Source organism: Acinetobacter lwoffii (genome assembly GCF_015602705.1).
GTDB classification, from domain to species: Bacteria; Pseudomonadota; Gammaproteobacteria; order Pseudomonadales; family Moraxellaceae; genus Acinetobacter; species Acinetobacter lwoffii_E.
On sequence record NZ_CP059081.1, the window covers coordinates 2,678,510 to 2,703,769 of the forward strand.

Annotated in this window: 21 protein-coding genes and 1 pseudogene; 9 read left to right on the forward strand and 13 right to left on the reverse strand. The window is 44.8% G+C overall.

Going from position 1 to position 25,260, the window contains the following annotated elements:
- Window positions 1-253: 253 nt before the first annotated feature.
- From H0S56_RS12775 to H0S56_RS12795, 5 genes are all read right to left on the reverse strand, one after another.
- Entirely contained in the window at window positions 254-898 is a 645-nt protein-coding gene (locus H0S56_RS12775; protein ID WP_195725220.1) for an MBL fold metallo-hydrolase, read from the reverse strand.
- A 22-nt stretch (window positions 899-920) separates the two neighbouring features.
- Window positions 921-1,934 (reverse strand): ferrochelatase, encoded by a 1,014-nt coding sequence (hemH, locus tag H0S56_RS12780; protein ID WP_005250516.1) that lies wholly within the window; start codon window positions 1,932-1,934, stop codon window positions 921-923.
- A 65-nt stretch (window positions 1,935-1,999) separates the two neighbouring features.
- Complete coding sequence (locus H0S56_RS12785) at window positions 2,000-3,028, reverse strand: DUF4062 domain-containing protein (RefSeq protein WP_005102932.1); 1,029 nt, start codon at window positions 3,026-3,028, stop codon at window positions 2,000-2,002.
- Between the two features lie 116 nt (window positions 3,029-3,144).
- The gene (gene murI / locus H0S56_RS12790) at window positions 3,145-4,017 is read right to left on the reverse strand and encodes a glutamate racemase (protein WP_195725221.1); all 873 of its coding nucleotides are present in this window, start codon (window positions 4,015-4,017) and stop codon (window positions 3,145-3,147) included.
- Between the two features lie 48 nt (window positions 4,018-4,065).
- Window positions 4,066-4,677, reverse strand: a complete 612-nt coding sequence (locus H0S56_RS12795) for a DUF1285 domain-containing protein (protein WP_004278560.1) — start codon at window positions 4,675-4,677, stop codon at window positions 4,066-4,068.
- 186 nt (window positions 4,678-4,863) lie between these two features.
- Here H0S56_RS12795 and H0S56_RS12800 point away from each other — a divergent pair, with 186 nt between their 5' ends.
- Window positions 4,864-6,576 (forward strand): electron transfer flavoprotein-ubiquinone oxidoreductase, encoded by a 1,713-nt coding sequence (locus H0S56_RS12800; protein ID WP_195725222.1) that lies wholly within the window; start codon window positions 4,864-4,866, stop codon window positions 6,574-6,576.
- 41 nt (window positions 6,577-6,617) lie between these two features.
- Here the strand turns inward: H0S56_RS12800 and H0S56_RS12805 are convergent, their stop codons facing one another.
- The gene (locus H0S56_RS12805; RefSeq protein WP_195725223.1) at window positions 6,618-7,136 is read right to left on the reverse strand and encodes a hypothetical protein; all 519 of its coding nucleotides are present in this window, start codon (window positions 7,134-7,136) and stop codon (window positions 6,618-6,620) included.
- A gap of 103 nt (window positions 7,137-7,239) precedes the next feature.
- Window positions 7,240-7,497 (reverse strand): sulfurtransferase TusA, encoded by a 258-nt coding sequence (tusA, locus tag H0S56_RS12810; RefSeq protein ID WP_004278563.1) that lies wholly within the window; start codon window positions 7,495-7,497, stop codon window positions 7,240-7,242.
- Window positions 7,498-7,698: 201 nt separating this feature from the next.
- On the opposite strand from tusA, the gene H0S56_RS12815 reads away from it, so the two are divergent.
- A complete protein-coding gene (locus H0S56_RS12815; RefSeq protein WP_004278564.1) occupies window positions 7,699-8,538 on the forward strand; it encodes an HlyC/CorC family transporter in 840 nt (279 codons plus the stop codon).
- The gene (gene lnt, locus H0S56_RS12820) at window positions 8,535-10,094 is read left to right on the forward strand and encodes an apolipoprotein N-acyltransferase (protein WP_195725224.1); all 1,560 of its coding nucleotides are present in this window, start codon (window positions 8,535-8,537) and stop codon (window positions 10,092-10,094) included. Before H0S56_RS12815 ends, lnt begins: the two co-directional genes overlap by 4 nt.
- A gap of 153 nt (window positions 10,095-10,247) precedes the next feature.
- On the opposite strand, the gene H0S56_RS12825 is transcribed toward lnt, so the two are convergent.
- The 3 genes from H0S56_RS12825 to gspF all read right to left on the reverse strand — a co-directional run bounded on the left by H0S56_RS12825 (window position 10,248) and on the right by gspF (window position 12,587).
- A complete protein-coding gene (locus H0S56_RS12825) occupies window positions 10,248-10,583 on the reverse strand; it encodes a hypothetical protein (protein ID WP_195725225.1) in 336 nt (111 codons plus the stop codon).
- A gap of 284 nt (window positions 10,584-10,867) precedes the next feature.
- Complete coding sequence (gene gspG, locus H0S56_RS12830; RefSeq protein ID WP_004278567.1) at window positions 10,868-11,302, reverse strand: type II secretion system major pseudopilin GspG; 435 nt, start codon at window positions 11,300-11,302, stop codon at window positions 10,868-10,870.
- A gap of 79 nt (window positions 11,303-11,381) precedes the next feature.
- Window positions 11,382-12,587, reverse strand: a complete 1,206-nt coding sequence (gene gspF, locus H0S56_RS12835; protein ID WP_195725226.1) for a type II secretion system inner membrane protein GspF — start codon at window positions 12,585-12,587, stop codon at window positions 11,382-11,384.
- 150 nt (window positions 12,588-12,737) lie between these two features.
- Between gspF and H0S56_RS12840 the strand changes: the two genes are divergently transcribed.
- The 6 genes and pseudogenes from H0S56_RS12840 to H0S56_RS12865 all read left to right on the forward strand — a co-directional run bounded on the left by H0S56_RS12840 (window position 12,738) and on the right by H0S56_RS12865 (window position 19,764).
- Window positions 12,738-14,960 (forward strand): primosomal protein N', encoded by a 2,223-nt coding sequence (locus H0S56_RS12840; RefSeq protein WP_195725227.1) that lies wholly within the window; start codon window positions 12,738-12,740, stop codon window positions 14,958-14,960.
- 75 nt (window positions 14,961-15,035) lie between these two features.
- Window positions 15,036-16,888, forward strand: a pseudogene (locus H0S56_RS12845) (cation:proton antiporter domain-containing protein).
- Window positions 16,889-16,938: 50 nt separating this feature from the next.
- A complete protein-coding gene (hslO, locus tag H0S56_RS12850; RefSeq protein ID WP_004647344.1) occupies window positions 16,939-17,814 on the forward strand; it encodes an Hsp33 family molecular chaperone HslO in 876 nt (291 codons plus the stop codon).
- A 321-nt stretch (window positions 17,815-18,135) separates the two neighbouring features.
- Window positions 18,136-18,597 carry a DUF2147 domain-containing protein gene (locus H0S56_RS12855; RefSeq protein ID WP_005102907.1) on the forward strand — a complete coding sequence of 154 codons (462 nt, stop codon included), beginning with the start codon at window positions 18,136-18,138 and terminating at the stop codon, window positions 18,595-18,597.
- 484 nt (window positions 18,598-19,081) lie between these two features.
- A complete protein-coding gene (locus H0S56_RS12860; RefSeq protein WP_004278573.1) occupies window positions 19,082-19,411 on the forward strand; it encodes a chaperone modulator CbpM in 330 nt (109 codons plus the stop codon).
- An 89-nt stretch (window positions 19,412-19,500) separates the two neighbouring features.
- Window positions 19,501-19,764, forward strand: a complete 264-nt coding sequence (locus H0S56_RS12865; RefSeq protein ID WP_004729352.1) for a YdcH family protein — start codon at window positions 19,501-19,503, stop codon at window positions 19,762-19,764.
- Between the two features lie 138 nt (window positions 19,765-19,902).
- On the opposite strand, the gene pnp is transcribed toward H0S56_RS12865, so the two are convergent.
- The 3 genes from pnp to recD form a co-directional block, all read right to left on the reverse strand.
- A complete protein-coding gene (gene pnp / locus H0S56_RS12870) occupies window positions 19,903-21,990 on the reverse strand; it encodes a polyribonucleotide nucleotidyltransferase (protein ID WP_171054287.1) in 2,088 nt (695 codons plus the stop codon).
- Window positions 21,991-22,250: 260 nt separating this feature from the next.
- A complete protein-coding gene (gene rpsO / locus H0S56_RS12875) occupies window positions 22,251-22,520 on the reverse strand; it encodes a 30S ribosomal protein S15 (protein WP_004278577.1) in 270 nt (89 codons plus the stop codon).
- 891 nt (window positions 22,521-23,411) lie between these two features.
- Entirely contained in the window at window positions 23,412-25,193 is a 1,782-nt protein-coding gene (gene recD, locus H0S56_RS12880; protein ID WP_195726092.1) for an exodeoxyribonuclease V subunit alpha, read from the reverse strand.
- Window positions 25,194-25,260: the final 67 nt, after the last annotated feature.

The window sequence follows — 25,260 nt, forward strand, 5'->3', positions numbered from 1 at the left end:
AAATTTTCACATTATTTTTAGAGCAATAATATAGGTTATATTATTTTAAGAGTCATATTAATTGGGGTTGGTCTACTCGCACTTCTTTCGTTGGGAGTCGGCATTTTCCAACAAGATAGTTTATTTATTGTATTGGGTGTGCTTTTTGCTTTTGCCGCTTGGCTCATACATATGCAAACGCGACAACTTCGCAATAATCCCTTTTCAGAATAAAAATAAAAGACCAAACTATATTGGTCTTTTATTTACGCTTTTAACCCGCTTTACCTGCAACAAAAGGATTATGCTGCTTTTCAAAACCAATGGTGCTAATCGGACCATGTCCTGAAATGAATTGGGTTTCATCTGGCAGGCTGAAACATTCTCGCTGAATTGAATCTAAGAGCTGTTGATGGTTGCCACGCGGGAAATCAGTCCGGCCAATCGAGCCTTTAAACAATACATCCCCTGTCCATAACAAGTCATAATTTTTGTTATAGAACATCACGTGACCCGGCGTATGTCCTGGGGCAAAACGCACTTCAAATTCTTCATTGCCGAGTGTGAGAACTTCACCACCTTCCAGCCACTGGGTCACTTCGACTTTTTCCGGAATCGGAAAACCATAACGTGCAGAAACTTCCTGAATCATGTCAAGCCAGAATGCATCTTCCTTATGCGGTCCGATTACCGGCACATCCCAAGCCTTTTTTAACGCGCCCACAGCACCCGCATGGTCCAGATGACCATGGGTCAACCACAAGGCTTTAACTGTTAAACCCAGTACTTCAACTTCAGCCTTCAGTTTCTCAGGTTCGCCCCCTGCATCAATCAAAATGGCTTCTTTGGTGTCCGTATCCCAAATGATGGAACAGTTTTGCTGAAATGCAGTAACCGGAACAATTTTGACTTGTAACATGGGGTGAAAAACCTCGGGCAAGTTAATGAGCAAGTGTCTGTGTCAATGCATCCAGATTAGCCTGTAGCAGACTATTGAGCAATCGCAAATGATCTTCACGGCTATTTAAAGCAGGAATATAACTATAGCTTTCACCGCCGAGTGCTTTAAAAGCCTCGGCATTTTCAATTGCCAGCTCTTCAAGCGTTTCCAGACAGTCCGCGGAAAATGCCGGACTCATCACCTGAATTGATTTCACCCCCTGTTTCGCCCAATCTTCAAGCAAAACATCGGTATAGGGCTTGATCCATTCCTGCTTGCCAAACCGTGACTGGAAGCTGATCGCATATTGATCTTCGCTTAAACCCAGGGCTTTAGCTAACAGCTTACCAGTTATGCGGCAACGGTCGGCATAAGGATCGCCTTTATCGGCATAGGGCTGTGGAATGCCGTGGAAAGACATTAACAATTTTTCTGGCTTACCATGAATTGCCTGATAGTCACGTACACTTTGAGCCAGCGACTGGATAAATAAAGGATGTTGATAATAATCCCGGATCACTGTCAAACCGGGTAAATTGCGCTGTTGAACCACCCATTTCGCCACTGCATCGTATAAAGGTGCGGTCGACGTGGCTGAATATTGGGGAAACAGGGGAAATAGAATCACGTGTTCCTGTGGCTGCGCGGAGACTTGTGCCAAGACATCCTGAATGTTGGGATTGCCATAGGTCATGGCGGGCACCACATTCAGTTCAAACTGTGGATACAGCTGGGTGAGATGTGTCTTGACTGCGCTGACCTGCTCAAACAGAATTTCACGCATCGGTGAATCCTGTCCCCATACTTGTGCATAAGCCTGTGATACCCGCTTTGGACGGAAGGGTAAAATGAATAAGCGCAGAATGATTTGCCAAATCGGTTTGGGAATTTCAATCACACGCTGGTCGGATAAAAACTGCTTGAGAAAACGGCGTACCGCAGGAATCGTAGGCTCATCTGGTGTGCCCAAGTTTGCCAATATAATCGTCACTTTCGCTTTAGCAGTAGAATACATTCAGTTCGTCCGTCAGGATATCAACCCCTGTACTTTAACAGCTTTTTATTTATTCTCTCTATGGATTAATACGCTGACTTATATTGAAAAGTGCGATCTAAATCCAGCAAGCTGCTATCCAGCAATTTTTGCGCTTTTGGCGTGATCTGCCACAGCATGCGCTGTCGGTCATCACGACCGGATGGCACAATCCAGTCATTCTGGCGCATTTGAATTTTTAAACTATGCAAGGCACGGATATTCATCTGGGCACGCGCCACTGCATGTGCACGCGGCATCTGTACCCGTGCATCCTGCAAACCGGTTTCATTCAGATATTCATTCATGCGCTTCGAGAAAAATTCCTCAGGGGTCGGATTGACAAAGGTGGAGCCCAGCAACGCCAACAATTGCGCCCAAGTCAGTTTCTTCTGGACTTTGATTTCCTTGAAGTTACCATCCTGATAAGCATGCATCCGGTATTCAAAAGAAAAAATTTCATGCATCGCTACTTTGGGCAAGCTTAGGAATGGATCAACTTCTGCAGTTCCACCATCACGTTCCAGTTGAGCCACTTTGGCTTTCAGCTGATCAATCTCGTCATGTAGCGCCTGAGTATTTTGCGGACGCACCCAGCCAGTCACCGGATAGCGCTCCAACATTTGCGGCATGTTAAAACGCACTGCCATTTCCAGATCTCGCAGGCTGCGGTAAGTAAAGACCTGATCGACTTCCTGCTGTAATAACTGACGGAATTCCTTAAATTTTTCCTGTAATTCCGGTTTGGCATCATGCAATGCACTTTCACGTGATGCCGGATCATCATGCATAAACACAATAATCGGTTTTTGCTTGGTCACTGCATAAATATATTCGAGATGCATATAGCCAACACCCGATACCGACTGCTCTCCATATTGGCTTCCCAGCAGAATCACGACATAATCACAGTCATCAATCTGGCGGCGTGCAAATGCAGTATTCAGCGGTGTACGCTGTTCCAGTCCCCACGAGAAAAACCCCATTCCTACCAGTGTTTGAGACAGAATGATACGCTCCGGTTGCATTTCTGCCCCAGAGGTTGAGATGAACACTTGGTACCGTTTATCCAGCATGGGCTATCCTCTTCTCCTGTACATTTGGGTAAAAAATGCATCATCACATGCTTCTTTACCCAATATGGCCACCCCAAAATCAAAATATCTTTCTTCTTAAATTATAAAAATGAGTTTTAGACTGCACTCATATTACTGACCTGCCATTTTAAATCGGCCGGAATCAGGTGCTGCAAAATCGGTCGGAGCTGTTCAGCATTCTGCCCACTCACCACCAATTCAATTTTCACGCTTTCTTTAGACTCATGCTCAAATAATAACCCATTTTTAATTAAAATTCGGGCCGTTTGTCTTGCAACCGCGAATCCTGAGTCAATTAATGTCAGCTTTTGACCAAAAATATACTGAATTGACGATTTTAGGAAGGGGTAATGTGTACATCCTAACACTAAATAATCAGCGCCCTGATCTACAACTGGTTGTAAAATCTCTTTTAATGTCTGCAAACAGGCTGCACTCATCTGCTCTCCAGCCTCAACAAAAGGCACCAGATCCAGACTGGTCACAGGCAGGACTTTGACTTGAGCCGGTTCGGCAAAACGGGAAATCACATCTTTAATCAGCTGGCCGCGGAAGGTTGCAGGCGTGGCCAGTACTGCCACAGTTTTCGACTGGGTATTCAGGACTGCCGGTTTAAGTGCGGGTACTAAACCGATAATCGGAAAGTTTTCACCATAATAGTCACGCAAATAATCCAGACTAAAAGCGGAAGCGGTATTACACGCCACCACCGCAACTTTACAACCTTGACGATAAAGCCATTCAATCGCCTGAGCCGTCAGGGCACGAATTTCCTGATCATCTCTCGGGCCATAAGGCACATGCGCAGTATCTGCATAATAGACAAAGCGCTCATTGGGCAAATGGCGGGCAATTTCCAAGGCGACTGACAAGCCGCCTACGCCTGAGTCAAAAATACCAATCGGCGCATCTGCCGTGGCATTGGGCATCGGGTCTAATAGCTGGCAAATTGGTTGAATAGCGCTCATAACGTTGCAGGTAGCTTGTTTGAAATTTCTAGCGATCAAGCTTAAACCTCAGGTGCTCAAATGCAAGTCTAAATCACCACTTTTCAAACTTAAAACGGTTTCGCCTGCCGGATTTTCATCAAGCTCTCCCATCTCGACCAGATGTAAAAATGCCGCACGCTGAATCAGGGCATTAATCCCAAAACGCACATGCACATAAGGCCGTAGTTCACCTTTATATTCACGCATGAAGATCGGATGTTCAGCATCGACAATAATCAGGTCTTGCGTGGTCGTGCCCAGTTGCAGATAAGTCACTCCATTGATCTCAACCTGATCGACCTGATTGACAAATAAAGGTTCATCTTCAACTTCGATTTCAATCATTTCTACTGGTGTTTTTAGATAGAATTTATCGTTTTCTTTCCAGAGCACCGTTGCAAACAGGTCAATCATCGGCTGACGCTTGATCAATTGACCTTCGTGCCACCATTCGCCGTTGGCTAAAACCTTGAGATCCATTGTGCCACAATGCTTTGGCTGCCATTGCTCCAAAGGGGGTATTGACCTTTTGTGACTGCCCTGTGCATCTTTTAAGTATTGTGCGATATCCATTAAATTTTTATCATCGGGATAAGTTACTTTTTTCGTCGGATTTGTGCTGGGTACTGGCTTATCCATAAAAGAAGACCTTAATGACGGAAAAATAATATGTTTCAGCCAATTGGCTAAAACCGGCTTTAAAACTATACTAGCCCAGATTATCAAAGACACCAGCATTTTTGTGTCTAGGAACCAAGAACACTTATGGCAGCACCCAATCATATGATTATGGTTGCCACCGAATAGTAATATGAGGAGTCCTACATGGAACACATCGAACGTGAATCGATGGAGTTTGACGTCGTCATCGTAGGCGCAGGCCCTGCGGGTCTTTCTGCTGCGATCAAAATCCGTCAACTTGCAATTGAAAACAACTTAAACGATTTGTCCGTTTGTGTCGTAGAAAAAGGCTCCGAAGTCGGTGCGCATATTCTGTCTGGTGCTGTGCTTGAACCACGTGCCATGAACGAGCTGTTCCCCGACTGGAAAGAACAGGGTGCCCCGCTGAATGTCCCGGTGACTGAAGATAAAACCTTCTTCCTGCTTTCAGATGAAAAATCACAGGAAGCACCGCACTGGATGGTGCCTAAAACCATGCATAACGATGGCAACTATGTCATTTCACTGGGCAATGTGGTGCGCTGGTTAGGCCAGAAAGCGGAAGAACTGGAAGTGTCGATCTTTCCGGGCTTTGCCGCGTCTGAAATTCTGTATCATGCCGATGGTACAGTCAAAGGCATCCAAACCGGTGATATGGGTATTGGTAAAGATGGCGAACCAACGCATAACTTTACCCCGGGTTATGAACTGCATGCCAAATACACAATTTTCGCTGAAGGCTGTCGTGGTCACTTAGGTAAACGTCTGATCCAGAAGTTCAACCTGGACAAGGACGCTGATCCGCAACACTACGGTATCGGCATTAAAGAGCTTTGGGAAATCGATCCTGCCAAGCATAAACCGGGTCTGGTGATGCACGGTGCCGGCTGGCCACTAAATGAAACTGGTTCTTCAGGTGGCTGGTGGTTATACCATGCTGAGAATAACCAGGTGACTCTGGGCATGATCGTAGATCTGTCTTACACCAACCCGCATATGTATCCCTTCATGGAAATGCAGCGCTGGAAAACCCATCCATTGATCAAGCAGTATCTGGAAGGTGGTAAGCGTATTTCTTATGGTGCGCGTGCCGTGACCAAAGGTGGCTTTAACTCGCTGCCAAAATTCACCTTCCCGGGTGGCTCGTTAATTGGGGATGATGCAGGCTTCCTGAACTTTGCCAAGATTAAAGGTTCTCATACTGCCATGAAATCCGGCATGCTCTGCGGTGAAGCGGTGTTTGAAGCGATTGCTGCCGGTGTAGAAAAAGGTGGTGATCTGGCGGTTGCGCGTGTAGTGGAAGGTGAAGATTTCTTCGTGAAAGAACTGACCGCGTATACCGACAAGTTTAACAACAGCTGGTTAAAAGAAGAGTTATACAACTCGCGTAACTTTGGCCCGGCAATGCACAAGTTCGGTCAATGGATCGGTGGTGCCTTTAACTTTATCGACCAGAACGTGTTTAAAGTGCCTTTCACCTTGCATGATCTGGTTCAGGACCATGCTGCGTTGAAAACCCAGGCGGCTGAAAGCTTCAAGCCAAACTATCCAAAGCCGGATGGCAAGCTGACCTTTGACCGTTTGTCTTCGGTGTTTGTATCGAATACCGTGCATGAAGAGAACCAGCCAGCGCATTTGAAACTGACTGACCCGTCCATTCCGGTGGAAGTCAACCTACCGACATGGGATGAACCTGCGCAGCGTTACTGCCCAGCGGGTGTCTATGAAATCATGGAAAATAATGACGGTTCTAAGCGTTTCCAGATCAATGCAGCCAACTGTGTGCACTGCAAGACCTGTGACATCAAGGATCCATCTCAGAACATCACCTGGGTAACACCGGAAGGTGGCGGTGGTCCGAACTATCCAAATATGTAATCTCTCATATGAGATAAAAATAAACCCGCTTTAAAGCGGGTTTATTTTTTACAATGTCTTTCATACGAAGACCTAAATTTTAAAGCTACTAAGTGTCTAGTAGGTCCAACTGATACATATGTATCTTCAATATTATTAAATAAAGTCGCAAAAAGTGCTCCTTTAAAAGTCTCTTTTTGATCAAAAAAATAATACTTCGATGCTATATGATCAACTCTCTCTAAAATCATCGAACGTTTGATTGAAGATTTATCACTTACAAATTCTTTAGCATGAAAATCTAAAAAATCCATTCCATCTTTATAAAAAATCTTAGCATTGTCTCTATCATCTAAAATATCAGCCACTACAGAGCAATATAAATATTCAATTCCTTGTAGAGCTTTCCATTCATTTTCAGAGGGCAAAAAAATCATTAAATCTATATCTCTAAAAATACGATTTTCTATATTATCTAAATCTCGAATATTCTCAGATACTGCATAAACTTCTTCAGCTCGGGCAGTAACATTAACAAGTGAAAGGAAAAATATTCCTATTAAGTATTTTAATTTTTCCATTATTAATAATTTTCAACTTTTCAAAATTATAGCATTTACCATACTTTATTTTTTTAATTAAACTAAGATGCATAACTTTAAAGTTATGCATTTTTTTCATTTATTAGCCTTTCTTCACTAAATAATGAAATTCTTTATTACCATTTTCATCCAGACGTTCTTCCTGCAAGAGCAACTCATGCCCCAAATGCATACAGAATTTTGGAATATCCCACGACGTTGAATTATCCGTGGCAAACACCTCAACTACATCACCTGCCTTGGATTTACGGATCGCCTGATGCAACATCATTACCGGCTCAGGACAACGCAAACCTCGGGTATTCAATTGCAGACTTGGAATAATTTCAGTTGGGGACATCGATAGACTCAGGATGGAAAGACCGTCATATTTTAGCATAAAGCTGCGATTACATTGCTGCTTTGCATACGTGGCCAGTTTTAAAATCAGCGCTGACTCACGCGATCAAGACTGTGCATCATATTTACAATAGACAAGCGTATTTTCTGCGGTATGATAAAACCACGTTTTTTTAGATATTAAGAGTCTTCAGGAAAAATCATGCACGAGGAATCAGGCCCGTCGTGGGGTATGCGCGGCTTACGCAAATGGCTGGGAACTGCACCCGAAACTCGCGACGAACTGCTAAAATTAGTACAAGATTCACGTCGATTTTTAGAACCCGATACTGTTGCCATGCTTGAGGGCGTTCTTGACCTCCCGGCAACCAAAATTCGTGAAGTCATGACGCCTCGCACGTCCATGATCAGCTTACAGGAAGATGATCAACTGCTGGATATCCTGCATGTACTGGTCGAGTCTGCGCATTCACGTTTTCCGGTATTTTCATCCGATCAGACCGATAATGTAGTCGGCATTCTATTGGCCAAGGATTTATTGCCTTTTCTGACTGAACCGACGGCCAAGGTCGATATTCGCGCGCTCATGCGTCAACCTTTGTTTGTTCCGGAAAGTGCCCGCTCCGATCAGGTGCTGCGCATGTTAAAGAATACCCAGACGCATATTGCGGTGGTGATTGATGAATACGGTACGACTTCGGGTCTGGTGACACTGGAAGATATTCTGGAAGAAATTGTCGGTGAAATTGAAGATGAACATGACAATGCTGACGAAGAAGCATACTACATTGTTCCGGATAACGACCCGACTACCGCCAATACCTGGGTAGTCCAAGCCCTGACTCCGATTGAGTATTTCAATAATATGCTGGATGCGACTTTCCCTGATGATGAAGTGGAAACCATGGGCGGCTTGTTATTACAGGAAATTGGTCTGGTGAGTGACCTTGAAGGTCAAACCATTGAACTGGAAAACTGGCAATTTACCATTCTTGAGGCGGATTCACGCTCTATTCATCTAATTCGAGCCGTGCGCCAATGAGAGCGTATTTCGATAAGCTGTTGAGTTCGTCTCAACAGCAAAGACCTTTGCCGCTAATCTATCCTGTTTTAATTGCCTTATTTGCAGGTGCTATCTTTAGTTTGGCACTAGCCCCTTATCATTACTGGTGGCTGGCGATTCTGTCTCCAGCACTGCTCTATGCTTGCCTGCGCGGACGTAGCGCAAAACAGGCCTTTGGCATTGGCTGGGCTTATGGGATTGGCTTGTGGTTTGTCGGCGCATTCTGGCTGTATACCTCAATTCATGTCTATGGCGATACCAGTGCATTTCTCAGCGTCGTGATGATCCTGATTATGGCGCTGGTGATGGGTCTGTTTAGTGCCGTTCAAACGTTTGTCTATCGCCGCTTTTTCCCGGAAACACCTTTAACCTTTGCCCCGCTCTGGGTGCTGTTTGAATGGTCCAAGACCTGGGTCTTTACCGGATTCCCATGGCTGTTTGCTGGTTATGCCTTTACCGAACGCTACCTAGATGCTTATGCGCCATTATTCGGGGTGTTTGGGGTATCTTTCGTGGTGATCATTCTGGCCTGTGCGCTGGTTGAGATCCTGAATAGACGCCTGTTCTGGGCCATTCCTTCCGCCATCTTGTTACTTGGTGCCTGGGGCGCAGCACAGCTGACGTTTGTTGAGCAAAAAAATCAAAAGCCTTTAACGGTTTCCCTGATTCAGGGCAATATTCCGCAAGACTTGAAATGGCTGACTGAATATCAGGTAAAGACCTTATTGATTTATGCCAATTTGAGTAAAACCGAATGGGGTCGTGATCTGATCGTCTGGCCGGAATCTTCGATTCCCATGTTCCAGACTGATATTGAAGCCTTTCTGGAGGCCATGAAAGTACAAGCTGAAAAATCAGGCACTGCATGGGTAACCGGCATTCCATATTGGGATTTAGCAGAATCACAGGCTGCAGGCTATCCAAAATATTACAATAGCATTATGGCCAGCGGAAATGAATCTGATGGGCTATACAAGAAGCAACGACTGGTTCCCTTTGGTGAATATATCCCCTTATCAGGCTGGCTGAGCTGGGTCTTGCCAGGTCTGCAAAATGATCCTTCCATGAGTGGTTTTACCCGGGGCGCAGATCATCAAAAACCATTGAATGTGAAAAATCATCCATTGGGTTCTGCAATTTGCTATGAAGTGGCCTACCCGCATTTGACCCGTCGCAATGCCAGCCAAAGTGATTTTCTGGTGACCGTGTCTAATGATGCCTGGTTTACCGGCACGGCAGGACCATTACAGCATCTGCAAATGGTGCAAATGCGTGCTAAAGAAAATGGCCGCTGGTTTATTCGCGCCACCAATACCGGTGTAACCGCCTTTATTGACCACAATGGCCACATCGTGAAAAAAGCCCCGGTGGATCAGGAAGCGGTATTACGTGGTGAACTTCCAGCCATGCAGGGCGAAACGCTGTATATGAAACTCAGTGATTGGCCAGTGATGATCTTCTCAGTTCTGCTTTTGCTTATTGGATGGCGCTTCCGTCCACGTAAAGTGGATGTCAGCTTTAAGTCAAGAAGATAATTTCTTCAAGTCCCTCTTTTACAAAGAGGGATTTAGGGGATTCCTGAATATAGCACCTTATCAATCCCTCCTAAGCTCCCTTTATGAAAGCGAAGAACACTCAAGGCAATAAAAAACCGAGGTCACAGCCTCGGTTTTTTATCTCTTTAAAACTTAAAACTGTATAGCCAGATAACACACCATACTGGCAAGAGACAACATCGGCACATGACGATACAGGTTAACCAATGTCTGCTCAAATGCTGAACCTTGTTCGGCTTGAATGCGGATTACACTCGCATTTAATGCTGACCAGAAACACAGGGCCAATAAACTGCTCATCAAGCTGATAGCAAAAAAAGCCACCATAATCTGGCTGCTGCCTTCGGTGCTCTGCCATAAATGGACAATACCCTGACTGATCGGCAACATGCTTAAAACCAGAAGAACAGATTTCAGCATCGACCAATGAAATTGATTGATTTCATCTCCCAGAATAAATGCTTTCATGTGCTTCTCCGTTGGCGAGTCAAGTGCCATTTAGATCATTATGAGCTTTTTTATATAAATAGAAAGTGTATATTTATTCATATTTTACGAGAATTGTAATAGATAAATATGGGAATAATTCTTATTATAACTCGCATATCGTTTTTATTATTTCATTATTATAAATATCATTAACTTACATTATATTTAATAATTAAGATTTATTATCACTTCACTTCGTATTGAAATAGCTTATTCAGTGAAGTGATATATGCTATCTATCGAGAATTTATAATGATTCTCAATTAAGGCTGGTAATAAATATCAGCATCTGTTCCTTCACCACCCGATTGACCATCTGCACCAAATGAATACAGATCGAAGCTGCGACCATCGGTGCCGGGAATCACATATTGCAGTTCATTATCCCAGCTGTCTTTTGGAAAACCGCCTTTGACATAACCGCCTGGCACCCAGTTTTTTGCAGTCGCTGGCTGATTCACCAGTGCATCCAGACCGCCTTCCTGCATACTTGGATACTTGCCATTGTCCAGCTTGTATTGATCCAGTGAACCTGCAATGCTTTGTAACTTGATCACGGTGGTATCGACTTTGGCCTTTTCACCACGTCCCATCACGTTCGGAACGATCAGCGCAGCAAGCACACCGAGAATAACAATCACCACCATGACTTCGATTAAGGTAAAGCCTGTCTGTTTATTTAATTGATTCCTTTTCATTCAATCTCTCTCATTTATTTGCATCATTCAGAATTTCCACTTGAATCTTGATCACAGCAAAATTCTAACTGGCTTCTGTTTAAATCATATTATTCATATTCACAATTGGCAGCATGACCGCAATCACAATCACCAGAACAATACTGGCCATCAGTACCAGCATTAAAGGTTCCAGCAAGGCCAGTAAAGTTGAAATCAGGGTGGTCACTTCGCGATCCTGCATCTGTGAAGCACGTTCCAGCATGCGGTCCAGTTCACCGGACGCTTCACCACTTTTGATCATTTGTACCATCATCGGCGGGAAATAACCACTGCGTTCCAGTTGGGTTGCCAGGTTACCACCTTCAGTGACTTTTTCCGCTGCCAGATTGACAGCATCACGGATCACCCAGTTGTTACTTACTGCGGCACCAATCCGCAATGCATCGACCAGCGGCACGCCAGATTGGGTCAAAATGGATAAGGTACTGGCAAAACGTGCAGCATTAATCCCGCGTGACAATTTGCCGAATAAAGGTAATTTTAAGGTCAGACGGTCAAAGGCATAATGCCCGGCAGTGGTTCTTAAAAACCGGACCAACAGGAAAATCCCCAAAGCACCACCGATCAATAAAAATGGCCAGGCAATGCGAATGAAATCGCTGGCTTTCATCAAGGCCACGGTAATCCAGGGCAAGGCATCTTTACTCTGGTCAAAAGTCTTGACGATATCTGGCACCACATAGGTCATCAGCCCCATCACGATCGCAAAGGACATCAGCATCAGAATAATCGGATAGATCATTGCGCCTTGGATTTTTTTCTGCATGGCAAAGCGGTTTTCGGTATAGTCTGCCAGTTGGTCCAGAATCAGGTCTAAATGCCCGGAACGTTCACCGGCGGCAATTGTGGCAATATACAGTTCTGGGAAACGTCCGGATTGCTGCAAGCCCTGCGCCAGACTATGCCCTTCCAGCACCTTGGAGCGCACCGACATTAACAGGTTTTGCACATGCACTTTTTCGCTTTGCTTGCCGACGGCGCGAATCGCTTCTTCCAGTGGAATCGCGGCTGCGACCAGCACAGATAGCTGCCGGGTCATCAGAGCCAGATCGTAGGCCGTGATGCTTTTTTCAAACCATTTTCGTCGATGCTGTAGGTCTTTTTTTTCGACAGGATCAACAGAGACCGGAATAAGTGCTTTATCCCGTAATTGTTGCCGGATCTGACGTGCAGAATCCCCCTCCAGCACGCCTTTTTGCTGCTTTCCTGAAGCATCAAGCGCAATAAACTGATATGCAGGCATTGTAATGCTCTAATTTTCCAAAATTTTGCTCAACGCTGTTGCGTCAGACCACCGAAATCATTCATATTCTTTGATATAAATTATCTGCTCACTCTAACATAATCGAACTTTAAGCACGACGAAATTTCTTCAGGATCTCCACCCCAAGATATGCAAAATTCTCACCCATATTCAAGTCCACTTTATCGCGTACGCGTTGCTGTACCTGTGCATGTATTTGATTGTTTTGATTACACGATGAGTACAGCACAATTTGAACAGGCACAGATTGGCGCACGTGTACTGGTGTCGTTTGGTCGGCAGAATCTGGTCGGGGTGATTATCGAAAAACTATCCGCAGACACTCCTCCCGATCCGCGCTTTAAACTTAAGGCAGTGACCGAACTACTTGATGAACGCGCCATTATAGATGCCAAAGTTTTAAGTTTGTTGACATGGTCAGCGCAGTATTACCAGTTTCCGATCGGTGAAGTCGTCCACAGTGCCCTGCCGACTCTGTTGCGTCAGGGTAAGCCTTATAACCTGCTGGCCCGTACCTGGAAATTACTGGCCCCTGATGCCGAGGCCAAAGTACGCCGTTCGGACAAGCAGCAGGAAGCTTACCGGATTTTAAAACTGCATCCGGTCGGGACCACTGAAAATGTGCTGAACATGGCCGGGATTGAAACCGCGACCTTAAAAGCGCTGGAGAAAAAAGAGATTTGCGCCTGTGTGCTGGAGCCACAAGATTTCAATCCGCAGCCGATGCAGCTGGCACAAATGCCGCTGACCGCCAATCCTGAACAAAAACATGCAGTCGAACAGGTATTAAAATATCGCAATCAATATCAAGCTTTTTTACTGGATGGTCTGACCGGCAGCGGTAAAACTGAAGTGTATTTGCAGATCATGGAACAGGTACTGAAACAGGGCAAACAGGTGCTGGTGCTGGTGCCGGAAATCGGCCTGACGCCGCAAACCATCAGCCGTTTTCAGTCCCGTTTTCATTGCCATATTGCGTTGCTGCATTCCGGGCTGAATGATTCCAAACGGCTACAAGCCTGGCAGTCGGCGGAAACCGGCAAAGCCTCAATCGTACTCGGTACACGTTCTGCCATTTATACCCCGATGCCGAATCTGAGCCTGATCATTCTGGATGAAGAACATGACCTGTCCTTTAAACAGCAGGAAGGCTTCCGCTATCATGCCCGCGATGTCGCCCTGTACCGCGGCCATTTACAGCAATGTCCGGTAATCTTAGGGTCAGCCACACCAAGCATTGACAGTTATGCGCTGGTGCAACATGGCAAGATGCAGGCACTGGAGCTGAACCAGCGTGCCGGCACGGCCTTGATGCCCAAAATCCATATTCTGGATTTAAAAGTTGCGCAAAAAAAGCATGGGATTAGCCTTCAATTGATTCAGGACATCAAAAAGCGCCTGGAGAAAAAAGAACAGGTGCTGATTTTTTTAAACCGCCGTGGCTATGCCCCCGTCCTGCTGTGTGGCAGCTGTGGCTGGCAGGCGAAATGTCCGCACTGTGATGCCAACTTCACTGTACACCGCCAGCCTTATCAGCATCTACATTGCCATCACTGCGGTACTATTCACCGTATGCCGGAACACTGCCCACAATGTCAGCATCAGGAACTGATTACACTGGGTATGGGCACCGGCAAAGTCGAAGAGCATCTGAATGAGCTCTTTCCGGATTTTGAGGTGATTCGGGTCGATCGCGATTCCACCAGTCGGGTCGGCAGCTGGCAAAAAATCTATGACAAGATTCAGAAAAGCGAACCTGCCATTTTGCTTGGCACCCAGATGCTGGCCAAAGGCCATCATTTTCCTTATGTGACGCTGGTGGCGATTCTGGATATCGATTCCGGTCTGCTCAGTGTGGATTTCCGTGCTACTGAACGGACTGCACAACTGATTGTGCAGGTGGCAGGCCGCGCAGGCCGTGGTGAACATAAGGGTGATGTTTACCTACAGACCCTCAGACCTGATCATGCCCTGCTGAATACCCTGGTCAATGAAAATTATCGCGTATTTGCCCAGCAAACCTTAAAAGAACGGCAGATGGCCAGAATGCCGCCCTACCGTTATGCCATCCTGATTCGCTGTGAATCCAAGGATCAGGCACAAAATACCGAATTCTTACAGAAACATGCAGCACTCCTCAGGCAATATCCTGATCTGGCGCTGGACATCTGGGGACCAATTCCTGCGCCAATGGAACGTAAGGCCGGACGCTATCAGTCGCATATGGTGCTATTGTCAGCGGATCGTCCACGTTTGCATTACTATGTGCGTAGCTGGTGGCAAAACATGCTGCAGGACAAACCTTCTAGCATGAAGCTCACGCTGGACATCGACCCTCAGGAACTGAGCTAAAAGATATTGCGCCTGAGGATCGATCTGGAATACGAAACTGCAAGTCTGGATCAAGAATAAATTTAGGGCAGGAAAATGTCGATACTGTTACAAATAACACTGGTTCTGGTCATTGCACTGTTGATAGTGCCACTGAGTAAAAGGCTCAGATTGCCAAGTGTGCTGGGCTATCTGTTAACAGGGATCATCTTAAGTCCAAGCCTTTTGCACCTGATTCAGACACCCGAAGTCATGAGTAGTTTCATGCAAGTCAGCCTGATGGCACTGATGTTCTGGATCGGCCTGCAACTCAGACCACAACGCATTGTGCAGATTAATCCCTCCCTGTGGATGATGGCTGCTTTACAGGTACTAATCAGCACCCTGATTTTCACGCTCATGGCCTGGGTTTTCCTTCAGCAAAGCCTACTCGCCAGCATTGTAATTGGACTCGCCGGCAGTTTGTCCGCCCTGACTTTGGTGATTCAACATCTCAATCATCAGGAACAGTTCGCCACCAGCTATGGTCAGCAAGCCTATTCGATTCTGCTGATTCATGCTCTGTTGGCCATTCTGGTGATTGCAGCCATTCCCTTATTTGCCGGGATTCGCTCGACCGAACATGGCGTGGCCTACTTTGCTGCCCTCATCGCGACGTTAAGCGGTCTGTTCCTGTGTAATCGTTACTTGATGCAGCCGTTGTATCGCTGGATTGCTAAAAGTGGCAGTCACGAACTGCATGCGATTGTAGCGATTGCGGTGACCTTGGCATTGTTGGTGTTAATGAATACCCTCGGCCTGAATCTATTTCTCGGTGCCTTATTTGCCGGCATTTTACTGGCAGATTCAGATTTCCGGCCTGCGGTAGAAAGCGCGATTCGGCCTTTTCAGGGTCTGTTGATGGGCCTAGCCTTTATCAGTCTGGGCATGTCACTGCACTTAGCTGATCTGCTCAATTTCCCTTGGATGATTCTCGGTGGCACCCTCATTTTAATCTTGGGCAAGTTTGCAATCAACCTGGCATTGGCGCGTTATCATCAAAATAGCTGGCGCAATAGTACCTTGTTAGCAGCCAGTCTGGCACAAGGTGGCGAATTTGCCTTACTGGCACTGGTGATTGCGGTTTCGGACCAGATTATTACGGCCGATCTACTCTCTCCCTTGCTGTGGATGGTGAGTTTTTCCTTGCTGCTGACGCCAGCATTTTATTGGTTATTGCACAGTCAGATCCTACCGCATCTGGATCGTCACAATCATCTGGCAGCGACCTTCGAAACTGATCTCAATCCTCAAGCCCATACACCAATCCTGCTGATTGGCTTTGGCCGCTTCGGGCAAATTATCGCCCGGATTTTACTGCAGCAGCAACATGCCTTTAGTGTCATGGACAGCAATGTGCCAGCCACTGAACTTCTGGCGCAGTACGATATCCCTTTCTATCAGGCGGATGCAACAGAACCCGAAGCCTTGATACAGACCGGTATTGCCACAGCACAACAGGTGATTGTGGCGATTGACGATATTGAAGACTCAATGCTGATCGTGCGGCATCTGCGGCTGAATTATCCTGAAACCTGTTTATGGGTCCGCGCCCGTGATCGACATCATGTGCATTTATTGCAGGATTTGGGCGTGAAACATATCTGGCGTGAAACTTATCTTTCCGCCCTGGAACTCAGTCAAGCCTTATTAACCCAGCTCAATCCTGACCCGGAAGAAAGCCTGCAACAGATTCAAAACTTCCGTGAACAGGATGAAAAGTTGCTCAATAGTCAATATCATCTGGATCCGGATGAACATCCAAATTATGAAAATCAGCGGAGCAGTTTAGCCGAACTGGAGCATCTGTTTGCCCAGGATCAACGCCATAAAGTGCAAAACAAGCTACACCGCAGCAACAGGATACAAACAGCGCAGGAATTGATACGTTAAGAGATGAACTGTCCTAACTTGTGTTTTACAATAATGACACCATTAAAGCAGGGTTATGGAGAATTTTATGTCTGATTTACGCCAACGCTTTTTTATTGAAGATAGCCCTGTTCGTGGTGAAGTGGTGCATCTTGAAGAAGCTTTACAAACCATTTTAGCGCAACGTGACTATGCACCTGCAGTTAAAATCCTGCTAGGTGAAATGCTCAGTGCCACTGCACTGCTAGCCAGCACATTGAAGATTAAAGGGCGTATCAGCCTGCAAATTCAGGCATCAGGCACATTTAAATGGGCCATGGCTGAATGTAACCATTTGGGTGAAGTTCGCGCTCTGGCTGACTATGAAGAAGATCCGCACTTTCTGGTCGGTGAAGACAGTAGTACAGTGTTGAAATCACTCACCTCTCCGGTGCTGTTCATCAATATCGAACCAGAATTTGGTGAGCGTTATCAGGGAATTGTACCCCTTGATAAAGAAAATCTGGCGGGCTGTCTGATGCAATATTATGACCTGTCTGCACAGATTCCGACGCGTATTGTACTGGCAAGTGACCATCAGCGTGCAGGTGGTTTACTGATTCAGTTGTTGCCACGTAATAGTGAAGAAGAACAACGCCGGGTAGATGAAGACCTATGGCCACGTCTGACCATGCTCACAGAGACCCTGAAAACTGAAGAGTTAGTCGGTTTGCAAGCTACTGATATTCTGTACCGTTTATATAACGAAGAAGAAGTGCGTCTGCCAGATACGGAAGTGTTGAAGTTTGGCTGTACCTGCTCTAAAGAGCGTTGTGCAGTCGCTTTACAGCAAATCGGCGTAGAGTCGATCCGTGAAACGCTGGAATTTCAGAATCCGATCGAAATGGACTGTCAGTTCTGTAATAGCCAATATACTTTTACCGCTGAAGAAGCCTTGGGTCTATTTGGTAAACACCTGAGCTAAGCAGTTCTAATCCTTAAGTTTAAAAGCATTCCTAGGAATGCTTTTTTTATATTTTAAAACCTATGGGACTGAGTTCAACAGAGCGTATTCTCCTACAGTAGAAAACCTGTCTACCCCCTGAATCAAACTCTCCTGTAAATCCAATCTAAGAATCCCTTTTAAATTATAAGATTATTCACACTAACAAAACCTGAATATTCATCATTTTCAAAAAATTATGAGAAAGACCGCACAGTTCATACTCTTGATTTAATTATGCTTTTAAAATAAATTAGAGCAATAATTCTAAAATGAATACATCATCAATTTAACAGGTATGTTATGAGAAAATTATTGAATACTCTACTAATGGGGATAAGTTTGGCCGCAGTCTCTAGCCTGGCCTTTGCCTATGAAGATCCGTTATTGGGTAAATGGAAAACCATCGATGATCAATCGGGTTATTCTCGTGCGGATGTGGAAATTCGCAAGAAAGCAGATGGCAGTTATGAAGGAGTGATTGTCGAAACACGCAGCTTGCCTGGCGCAGAAAAAATGGGAATTTGTCATAAATGTCCAGGTCAGCTTAAGAACAAGCCTTTTCTAGGCCTGCCGTTTATCTGGGATTTTAAGGCAGATCCGAAAAAGCCACGTGAATACCATGATGGCAAAGTACTTGATCCGATCAGTGGCAAAGTTTATAAGGGTAAAGCACGCTTAAGTGCTAATGGCAAACGTCTGACCTTACGTGGTTATGTGGGGGTATCAGTGATTGGCCGCAGTGTCACCTGGGTAAAATATTAATTTCAGAAAGATTTTCAAAGCCCCTGTATTTGGGGCTTTTTTCTTTGTCATGATTTGAAACAATAAGGTACAAATAAAAACTGTTTTGGGACAGCTAAAGTCATAATAATGGATCGAAGACGGTTATTTTTTATCCATTTATGATGATCAATCTTCAGCCTCGTTCAATTTTGCCCTTTGGTCTGCTTTGCAGCCCTGATATGGCACCCTCTATTCAACACAGGAAAGTGATTGAATACGCTTTGTCGATAACACATAAAATTATAAAAACCACTTCAGCTTTAACCTTCTTTGCCTCGCATGCTGCTGATAGATATCCGGTCAGACCGACTGACTCATCAACTACCAGTGCATCCCGACTCTTCACTCATGATCATTTGAGTCATCACTCTGAGTCTGCATGTCCAAGGATTGGAAAGCGTTCTATTTTAGCACCTTTCCTTTCTCCGGATTTTGCACACTTGGCTGTTTAAGGAGTAGACCCATGACTACGATTCAGTATCAAGAAAGTTTTTCCCACGGTTATACCCCCTCAGAAATTATGGACGATCGTTCATTTGACTTGATCCACTTTGCAGAAGCGTGTGGACAAAGCCCGGAATGGGTCATGCAGTTAATTGAACATGGAATTTTACCAAATCGTTCTACAACCCCGACCAGCACTTTCCTCGGTGAAGATATCTCGCGTGCACAACGCGCCTATCGCCTGCAACGCGATTTTGATGCCTCATTTAGCGCCGTTGCCATGATGCTGGACCTCATTGATGAGGTGCAGGAGTTACGCCGCGAGGTCAAACACTTGCACTTCAAGTAAATCCTTTTCATGTTCTGTCGATCTGCATTTTCAAGTGCAGATCAGAACATATTTATATTTAATTTTATGATTAGAGTATAAGAATCCCTATGAAAACCAAAGATTGCAATAAGAAAATCAAATACATGTTTCCCGAATACCGCGACTTGATTGTGCAACTTCGCGAGGAAAATCCCTATTTTGCCAAGTTATTCGAGGAACATAACGAGTTGGACAAAGAAATCAGCCAGCTTGAACTTGATCCAGTCAATCATATCAACAATGATATTGAGGCGATCAAGCGTAAAAAACTGAAATTAAAAGATGAAATTTATCGTTTGTTAAAAAGCTCTGAAGCAGATCCCTTAACCTGAGATCAACTGAACACCACATTCAGACCAATACTGAAGCATAAAAAAAGCCCTGAGCCAGCCAAAATAAACACTTTGATCAAGCTCAGGGCTTTTTTATTGTTATTCACATGAATTTTCCCATGTGAATATTTTTAAGAATTAAACTTGTTCGATGTCTTTCATCGTTAATTTAATACGGCCACGGTTATCAACATCCGCAACCTGTACTTTTACTTCCTGACCTTCTTTCAATACATCTGCCACGTTCGCAATGCGTTCGTTTGAGATTTGAGAGATGTGAAGTAAGCCATCAGTACCTGGCAGGATATTTACGAACGCACCGAATTCAACAATACGAATCACTTTACCTGTATAAATTGTACCTGGCTCGATTTCAGCCGTAAGTGCCTGAATCTTGGCAACTGCAGCTTGCGCAGCCGCTTTAGTTTCACCAAATACGCGAACTGTACCGTTATCTTCGATATCAATCGCCGCTTTAGTTTCTTCAGTAATTGCACGAATGGTCGCGCCGCCTTTACCGATCACATCACGGATTTTATCCGGGTTGATGTTGATCACCTGGAATGTCGGTGCGTGCATCGAGATTTCAGGACGCGCACGTGAAATCACCTGGTTCATCTCATTCAAGATGTGCATACGACCCGCATAAGCTTGGTTCAATGCAGATTCCATGATCTCTTCAGTGATGCCTTCGATCTTTATGTCCATTTGTAGCGCAGTAATACCGTTTGCAGAACCCGCTACTTTAAAGTCCATGTCGCCCAAGTGATCTTCATCACCCAAGATGTCAGAAAGAACTGCGAAACGCTCGCCTTCTTTCACTAGACCCATCGCAATACCCGCAACTGGCGCTTTAAGTGGAACACCAGCATCCATCAATGATAATGAAGCACCACATACAGACGCCATTGAAGACGAACCGTTTGATTCAGTGATGTCAGAAACGATACGGATCACGTACGGGAAGCGATCAGCCGCAGGAAGAACTGCTTGAACACCACGACGTGCCAAACGACCGTGACCAATCTCACGACGCTTAGGACCAGATTCACGACCTGTTTCACCTACAGAGTATGCAGGGAAGTTGTAGTGCAACATGAAGTTGTCAGTTTTTGTACCTGCAAGGGTATCAACCATCAACGCATCACGTGTATTACCCAAAGTCGTTGTGACCAAGGCCTGAGTTTCACCACGTGTGAACAATGCTGAACCGTGTGCACGATCCAATACGCCTACTTGTACGTCGATTGCACGAACAGTTTTGGTATCACGACCATCGATACGTGGCTTACCAGACAGGATGTTGTCACGAACGGTACGGTATTTAAGGTCTTCGAACAGCTCATTTACTTCTTCTGCAATGCCAGTTTCGTCATTTTCAGGAACGAACTGTGCAACTGCTTCTGCATAAAGCGCGTCAAGTGCCGCATAACGGTCTTGCTTAACTGCAATCGTGTAAGCTTCAGAGATTTTCGCTTCGAATGCTTCTTTCAATTTACCAAGAAGTTCTTCATTTTTAACTGGAGCAACCCAAGTTGATTCAACCGCGCCTGCAGCTGCAGCAAATTCTTTGATCGCTTGGATCGCAATTTGCATTTCGTCATGACCGAACAAAACAGCGCCCAGCATTTGGTCTTCTGAAAGCTCTTTCGCTTCAGATTCAACCATCAATACTGCAGTTTCAGTACCCGCAACAACAAGATCAAGATCAGACTCTTTAAGTTGTTCAAGGTTCGGGTTTAGGATGTATTCACCGTTGATTAAGCCAACGCGCGCACCACCGATTGGACCACGGAAAGGTGTACCAGCGATAGACAATGCAGCAGATGTACCTAACATTGCAGCAATGTCAGCATCCATTGTTTTATCAGAAGAAATAACAGTGGCTGTTACTTGAATTTCGTTGAAGTAACCTTCCGGGAACAACGGACGAATTGGACGGTCAATCAGACGTGAAATCAAAGTTTCAGCTTCAGACTGACGGCCTTCACGCTTGCCATAACCACCCGGGATACGACCAGCAGCATATTGCTTTTCTTGGTAGTTAACAGTTAATGGGAAGAAATCTTGACCTGCTTTTGCTTTAGGCTGTGCCACAACAGCAACAAGTACTTGTACGCCGCCCATGGTAATCACAACAGTGTTTGCCTGACGGGCAACACGACCTGTTTCCAGGATAACGTTGTGCTGACCGAATTGGAATTCTTTACGAATAATATTAAACATTGACATGTTTTATTTTTTCCTAGTTCTTGTGAACAATTATTCTAGTGGAGACCCCTAAGGTTTGGCATTCATGACCATATGGACGAGTAAATGACAAAGCTTAGAAGCCGACCTCACCAGATTAAATACTATTTTTAAACACAAAGAAGGAGCGAAACATTCGCCCCTTCCACTGGCTTAGCGCAAAGCTAAGCCGACTTTAGTTTTCAGTAATACAGCACAAAGCATGCAATACACCCGAAAATAAAGTTTAAATCGAATTAACGACGTAAACCTAAAGCACCGATCAATGCTACATAACGACCGTGGTCTTTACCGTTAAGGTAGTCAAGTAGTTTACGACGTTGGTTAACCATACGGATTAGACCGCGACGGCTATGATGGTCGTGTTTGTGCTCTTTGAAGTGACCTTGTAAGTCATTGATTTGAGCAGTTAAAAGAGCTACTTGAACTTCTGGTGAACCAGTGTCGTTTTCAGCGCGAGCGAATTTAGCCATGATCTCTGCGCGATCTGCGTTAGTTAAAGCCATTCGATTTCTCCGAGATGCTTATATATTTTGATAAAAATCAAAGTGATGAGAATTCAAAACCTTGACTGCCGTGCATCACTACAGCAAGTTGCATATTTTAAGGGAAAACGCATCAAATTGCAAAAATAGATCCAGATTTTTGCATGGCTTTGGTCGCTCATTGATGCAGTTCAGATCCGATGACTCTTGTCCCCCAAAGATTCGGGTTTTGCATTATTTTAGTGAAATAAATCCAGAATGAATTAAATATAGAAATTCCTTTGAAAAGCCAACAAACCATTTAGCTCGCGTGAATCTTCCGCTGCTCTCCATAAAATGGATAAAAAAAAGCCCGAGTAAACTCGGGCTTTTTGGCGCTGTAGTTCTTTCTCTTATCATTATTATTTATTGTATTATTATGGCGTTTTACGCTTATTATTATTTTCAAACATCCTGTTGAAAAATCATCTTCCTTGTGTGGTAGATTTTGCCACATTCCCACCAGACAACTAGAGGTATTTGCCTCATTTTACTGTAAGCCATTTCGTACATCATAGGGTAAAAATTTGCATAATGTTACACAGCTCTCGTTTTATTTAACGCTATTTACTTAAGTTTACTGGCTAGGGCTGAAAAATTTTGCTAAGAAATTAGGATAAAAATCCAGCAAGATTCCTATAAAAAATCAGGATATAAAAAAGCCTTGTAGTCTCTCCCAAAACTACAAGGCTTAGCGGCTGTAAGTTTCCTCTTTCACTTACTTCACTGTAAGTTCGCTGTCTACCGACATTATTATTATCATTATACGATTATGCTCAACTTTCCGTGTTGAGTTATTTTGTAGAACCAATCTTCTCAAAAACCGAGCAAAAGCTCTATGCGTCAATTTCCTGAATCCTTGTAAGCTTTTACCTACAAGATTTGATTATTTTTGCCAATTAAATTACTAGATTTTTCAATGATTTTTTGGCTCAAACCACTTTTCCGGGTGGTTCTGACACAAAGTGCTTGTGTAAAAGCATCATAATCTACCAATAAACTGACCACTTTTTTGGCTCGAGTAATTGCAGTATAAATCAACTCTTTGCTCAATAAATTTTTTGCATATTGATCCAGCACCACTGCGGTATGGGAAAATTCTGAACCTTGAGATTTGTGAATGGTCAGTGCAAAAGCAGTTTCAATACTTTTAGGTAAACGGGTAGCTAACACCCATTTTTCCAAACTCGGAAAATACACTTCAAACTGGTGCTGACCAGATTGCTCACGTAAAAAACAGATGCCAATATCACCATTGGACAGGCCCAACTGATAGTCGTTATAACTCATCATGACGGGGCGTCCGACATACCAGTCGCCCTGTTTCAACTGCCCTTGGGCTGCTAAAAAGCGTTGCTCAATCTGCAGGTTGATCTTGATCAGACCCAAATCACCAGAACGGATTGCTGTTAAAATCCGGTAATCATCAAAAGTTTTGACTACCTGTTGCACATACTGCTCAAAATCAGCTGAGTTTCGTTCTGTTTTTATGGCCTGTATATAAGCCTGATAACCATACATCAGCTGGTCATAATACTGATTCAAGTTATGCGCGGTCTGTTCGGCGCCAGCGAGCAGGTACTGCAGCTGCAAATGGTCGATCTCAACCTGATCCAAATCGATCGCCTGTAACTCACTGGCTGCTAGAATCTGTTGCTCAAATTTCTGCAAGACGTGAGAAGGCTGATGATTCTGCTGGATAAACTCCGCCATTGCGCCAATCTTGGCCCCAGTCGCAAAACGTCGTGTGGTGATTAAATTGACCCGATTATCGTCCAGAGTCGCTACTTGCTGTAAATCTGCCAGTACCGTTCCGACATCCACAGAGGCCAGCTGGTCTGCATCACCGAGTAAAATCAGCCGTGCATGAGACGGTACGGCGGCCAGCAACATTTGTGACAGATTCAAATCCAGCATTGAGGCTTCATCGACCACGATCACATCATAGGGCAAAGGCTGTTTGGCATGAAAGCGTGGCTGTCCGCGAGTGCCCAGACCCAATAAGCGATGCAGGGTGACCGGTTGTAACTGTTTTAATGCTTCTAGCTCAAACTGTTGTAGAGCTTCACTATGCAAGGCTTTTTGCAGTGCCTCTTTCATGCGCTGTGCAGCCTTTCCGGTAGGCGCTGCCATAGCGATCCGTATATGCGGCAAGGCTTCATATAGCACCGCAATCATATGTGCCAGCGTATAGGTTTTACCAGTCCCCGGACCGCCGGTAATAATGCTTAAGGCTTGCTGCGCCACCATATGCAGGGCTTTTTGCTGCTGTGGATCTGACAATAGGCTGCGATCACGTTCGGATAAATCAATAGCGGCAACCGGTTGGGCTTTAATCCGAGCAATATGTGAGGCTACTGCCTGTTCCAGTTGCCAATAGCGGTACAGATATAAATGCTGATCTGCACAAATAAATGGTGCAATTCCTGTACTTTGCTGACGGCGATCTAGAACCAGATTATGTAATAGGGCAACCTGCTGAGGATCAACTTCTATACAGCTATCCCCTGCCTGCATCGCCTCAAGCAGTTGCTGGATCAAGATTTTTGCTGCCGGATCAAATGTAGCCGTACTAAACGGCGGCTGACACAGATAGTCAATCCAGGCTATTAAACTGGAATCTTGCTGCGACACGTGATTCTGCTCATTTTCCACACAGTTATCCTCAAATTTATCCACAGGATAATTTTCTGTTTAATCTTTATATATTTTATAAAACTGC

Bases quoted from the DNA above. Each gene is read 5' to 3' on its own strand.
- H0S56_RS12775 (WP_195725220.1), bottom strand. From the start codon at position 898: ATGTTACAAGTCAAAATTGTTCCGGTTACTGCATTTCAGCAAAACTGT.
- hemH (WP_005250516.1), bottom strand. From the start codon at position 1,934: ATGTATTCTACTGCTAAAGCGAAAGTGACGATTATATTGGCAAACTTG.
- H0S56_RS12785 (WP_005102932.1), bottom strand. From the start codon at position 3,028: ATGCTGGATAAACGGTACCAAGTGTTCATCTCAACCTCTGGGGCAGAA.
- murI (WP_195725221.1), bottom strand. From the start codon at position 4,017: ATGAGCGCTATTCAACCAATTTGCCAGCTATTAGACCCGATGCCCAAT.
- H0S56_RS12795 (WP_004278560.1), bottom strand. From the start codon at position 4,677: ATGGATAAGCCAGTACCCAGCACAAATCCGACGAAAAAAGTAACTTAT.
- H0S56_RS12800 (WP_195725222.1), top strand. From the start codon at position 4,864: ATGGAACACATCGAACGTGAATCGATGGAGTTTGACGTCGTCATCGTA.
- H0S56_RS12805 (WP_195725223.1), bottom strand. From the start codon at position 7,136: ATGGAAAAATTAAAATACTTAATAGGAATATTTTTCCTTTCACTTGTT.
- tusA (WP_004278563.1), bottom strand. From the start codon at position 7,497: ATGTCCCCAACTGAAATTATTCCAAGTCTGCAATTGAATACCCGAGGT.
- H0S56_RS12815 (WP_004278564.1), top strand. From the start codon at position 7,699: ATGCACGAGGAATCAGGCCCGTCGTGGGGTATGCGCGGCTTACGCAAA.
- lnt (WP_195725224.1), top strand. From the start codon at position 8,535: ATGAGAGCGTATTTCGATAAGCTGTTGAGTTCGTCTCAACAGCAAAGA.
- H0S56_RS12825 (WP_195725225.1), bottom strand. From the start codon at position 10,583: ATGAAAGCATTTATTCTGGGAGATGAAATCAATCAATTTCATTGGTCG.
- gspG (WP_004278567.1), bottom strand. From the start codon at position 11,302: ATGAAAAGGAATCAATTAAATAAACAGACAGGCTTTACCTTAATCGAA.
- gspF (WP_195725226.1), bottom strand. From the start codon at position 12,587: ATGCCTGCATATCAGTTTATTGCGCTTGATGCTTCAGGAAAGCAGCAA.
- H0S56_RS12840 (WP_195725227.1), top strand. From the start codon at position 12,738: ATGCAAAATTCTCACCCATATTCAAGTCCACTTTATCGCGTACGCGTT.
- hslO (WP_004647344.1), top strand. From the start codon at position 16,939: ATGTCTGATTTACGCCAACGCTTTTTTATTGAAGATAGCCCTGTTCGT.
- H0S56_RS12855 (WP_005102907.1), top strand. From the start codon at position 18,136: ATGAGAAAATTATTGAATACTCTACTAATGGGGATAAGTTTGGCCGCA.
- H0S56_RS12860 (WP_004278573.1), top strand. From the start codon at position 19,082: ATGACTACGATTCAGTATCAAGAAAGTTTTTCCCACGGTTATACCCCC.
- H0S56_RS12865 (WP_004729352.1), top strand. From the start codon at position 19,501: ATGAAAACCAAAGATTGCAATAAGAAAATCAAATACATGTTTCCCGAA.
- pnp (WP_171054287.1), bottom strand. From the start codon at position 21,990: ATGTTTAATATTATTCGTAAAGAATTCCAATTCGGTCAGCACAACGTT.
- rpsO (WP_004278577.1), bottom strand. From the start codon at position 22,520: ATGGCTTTAACTAACGCAGATCGCGCAGAGATCATGGCTAAATTCGCT.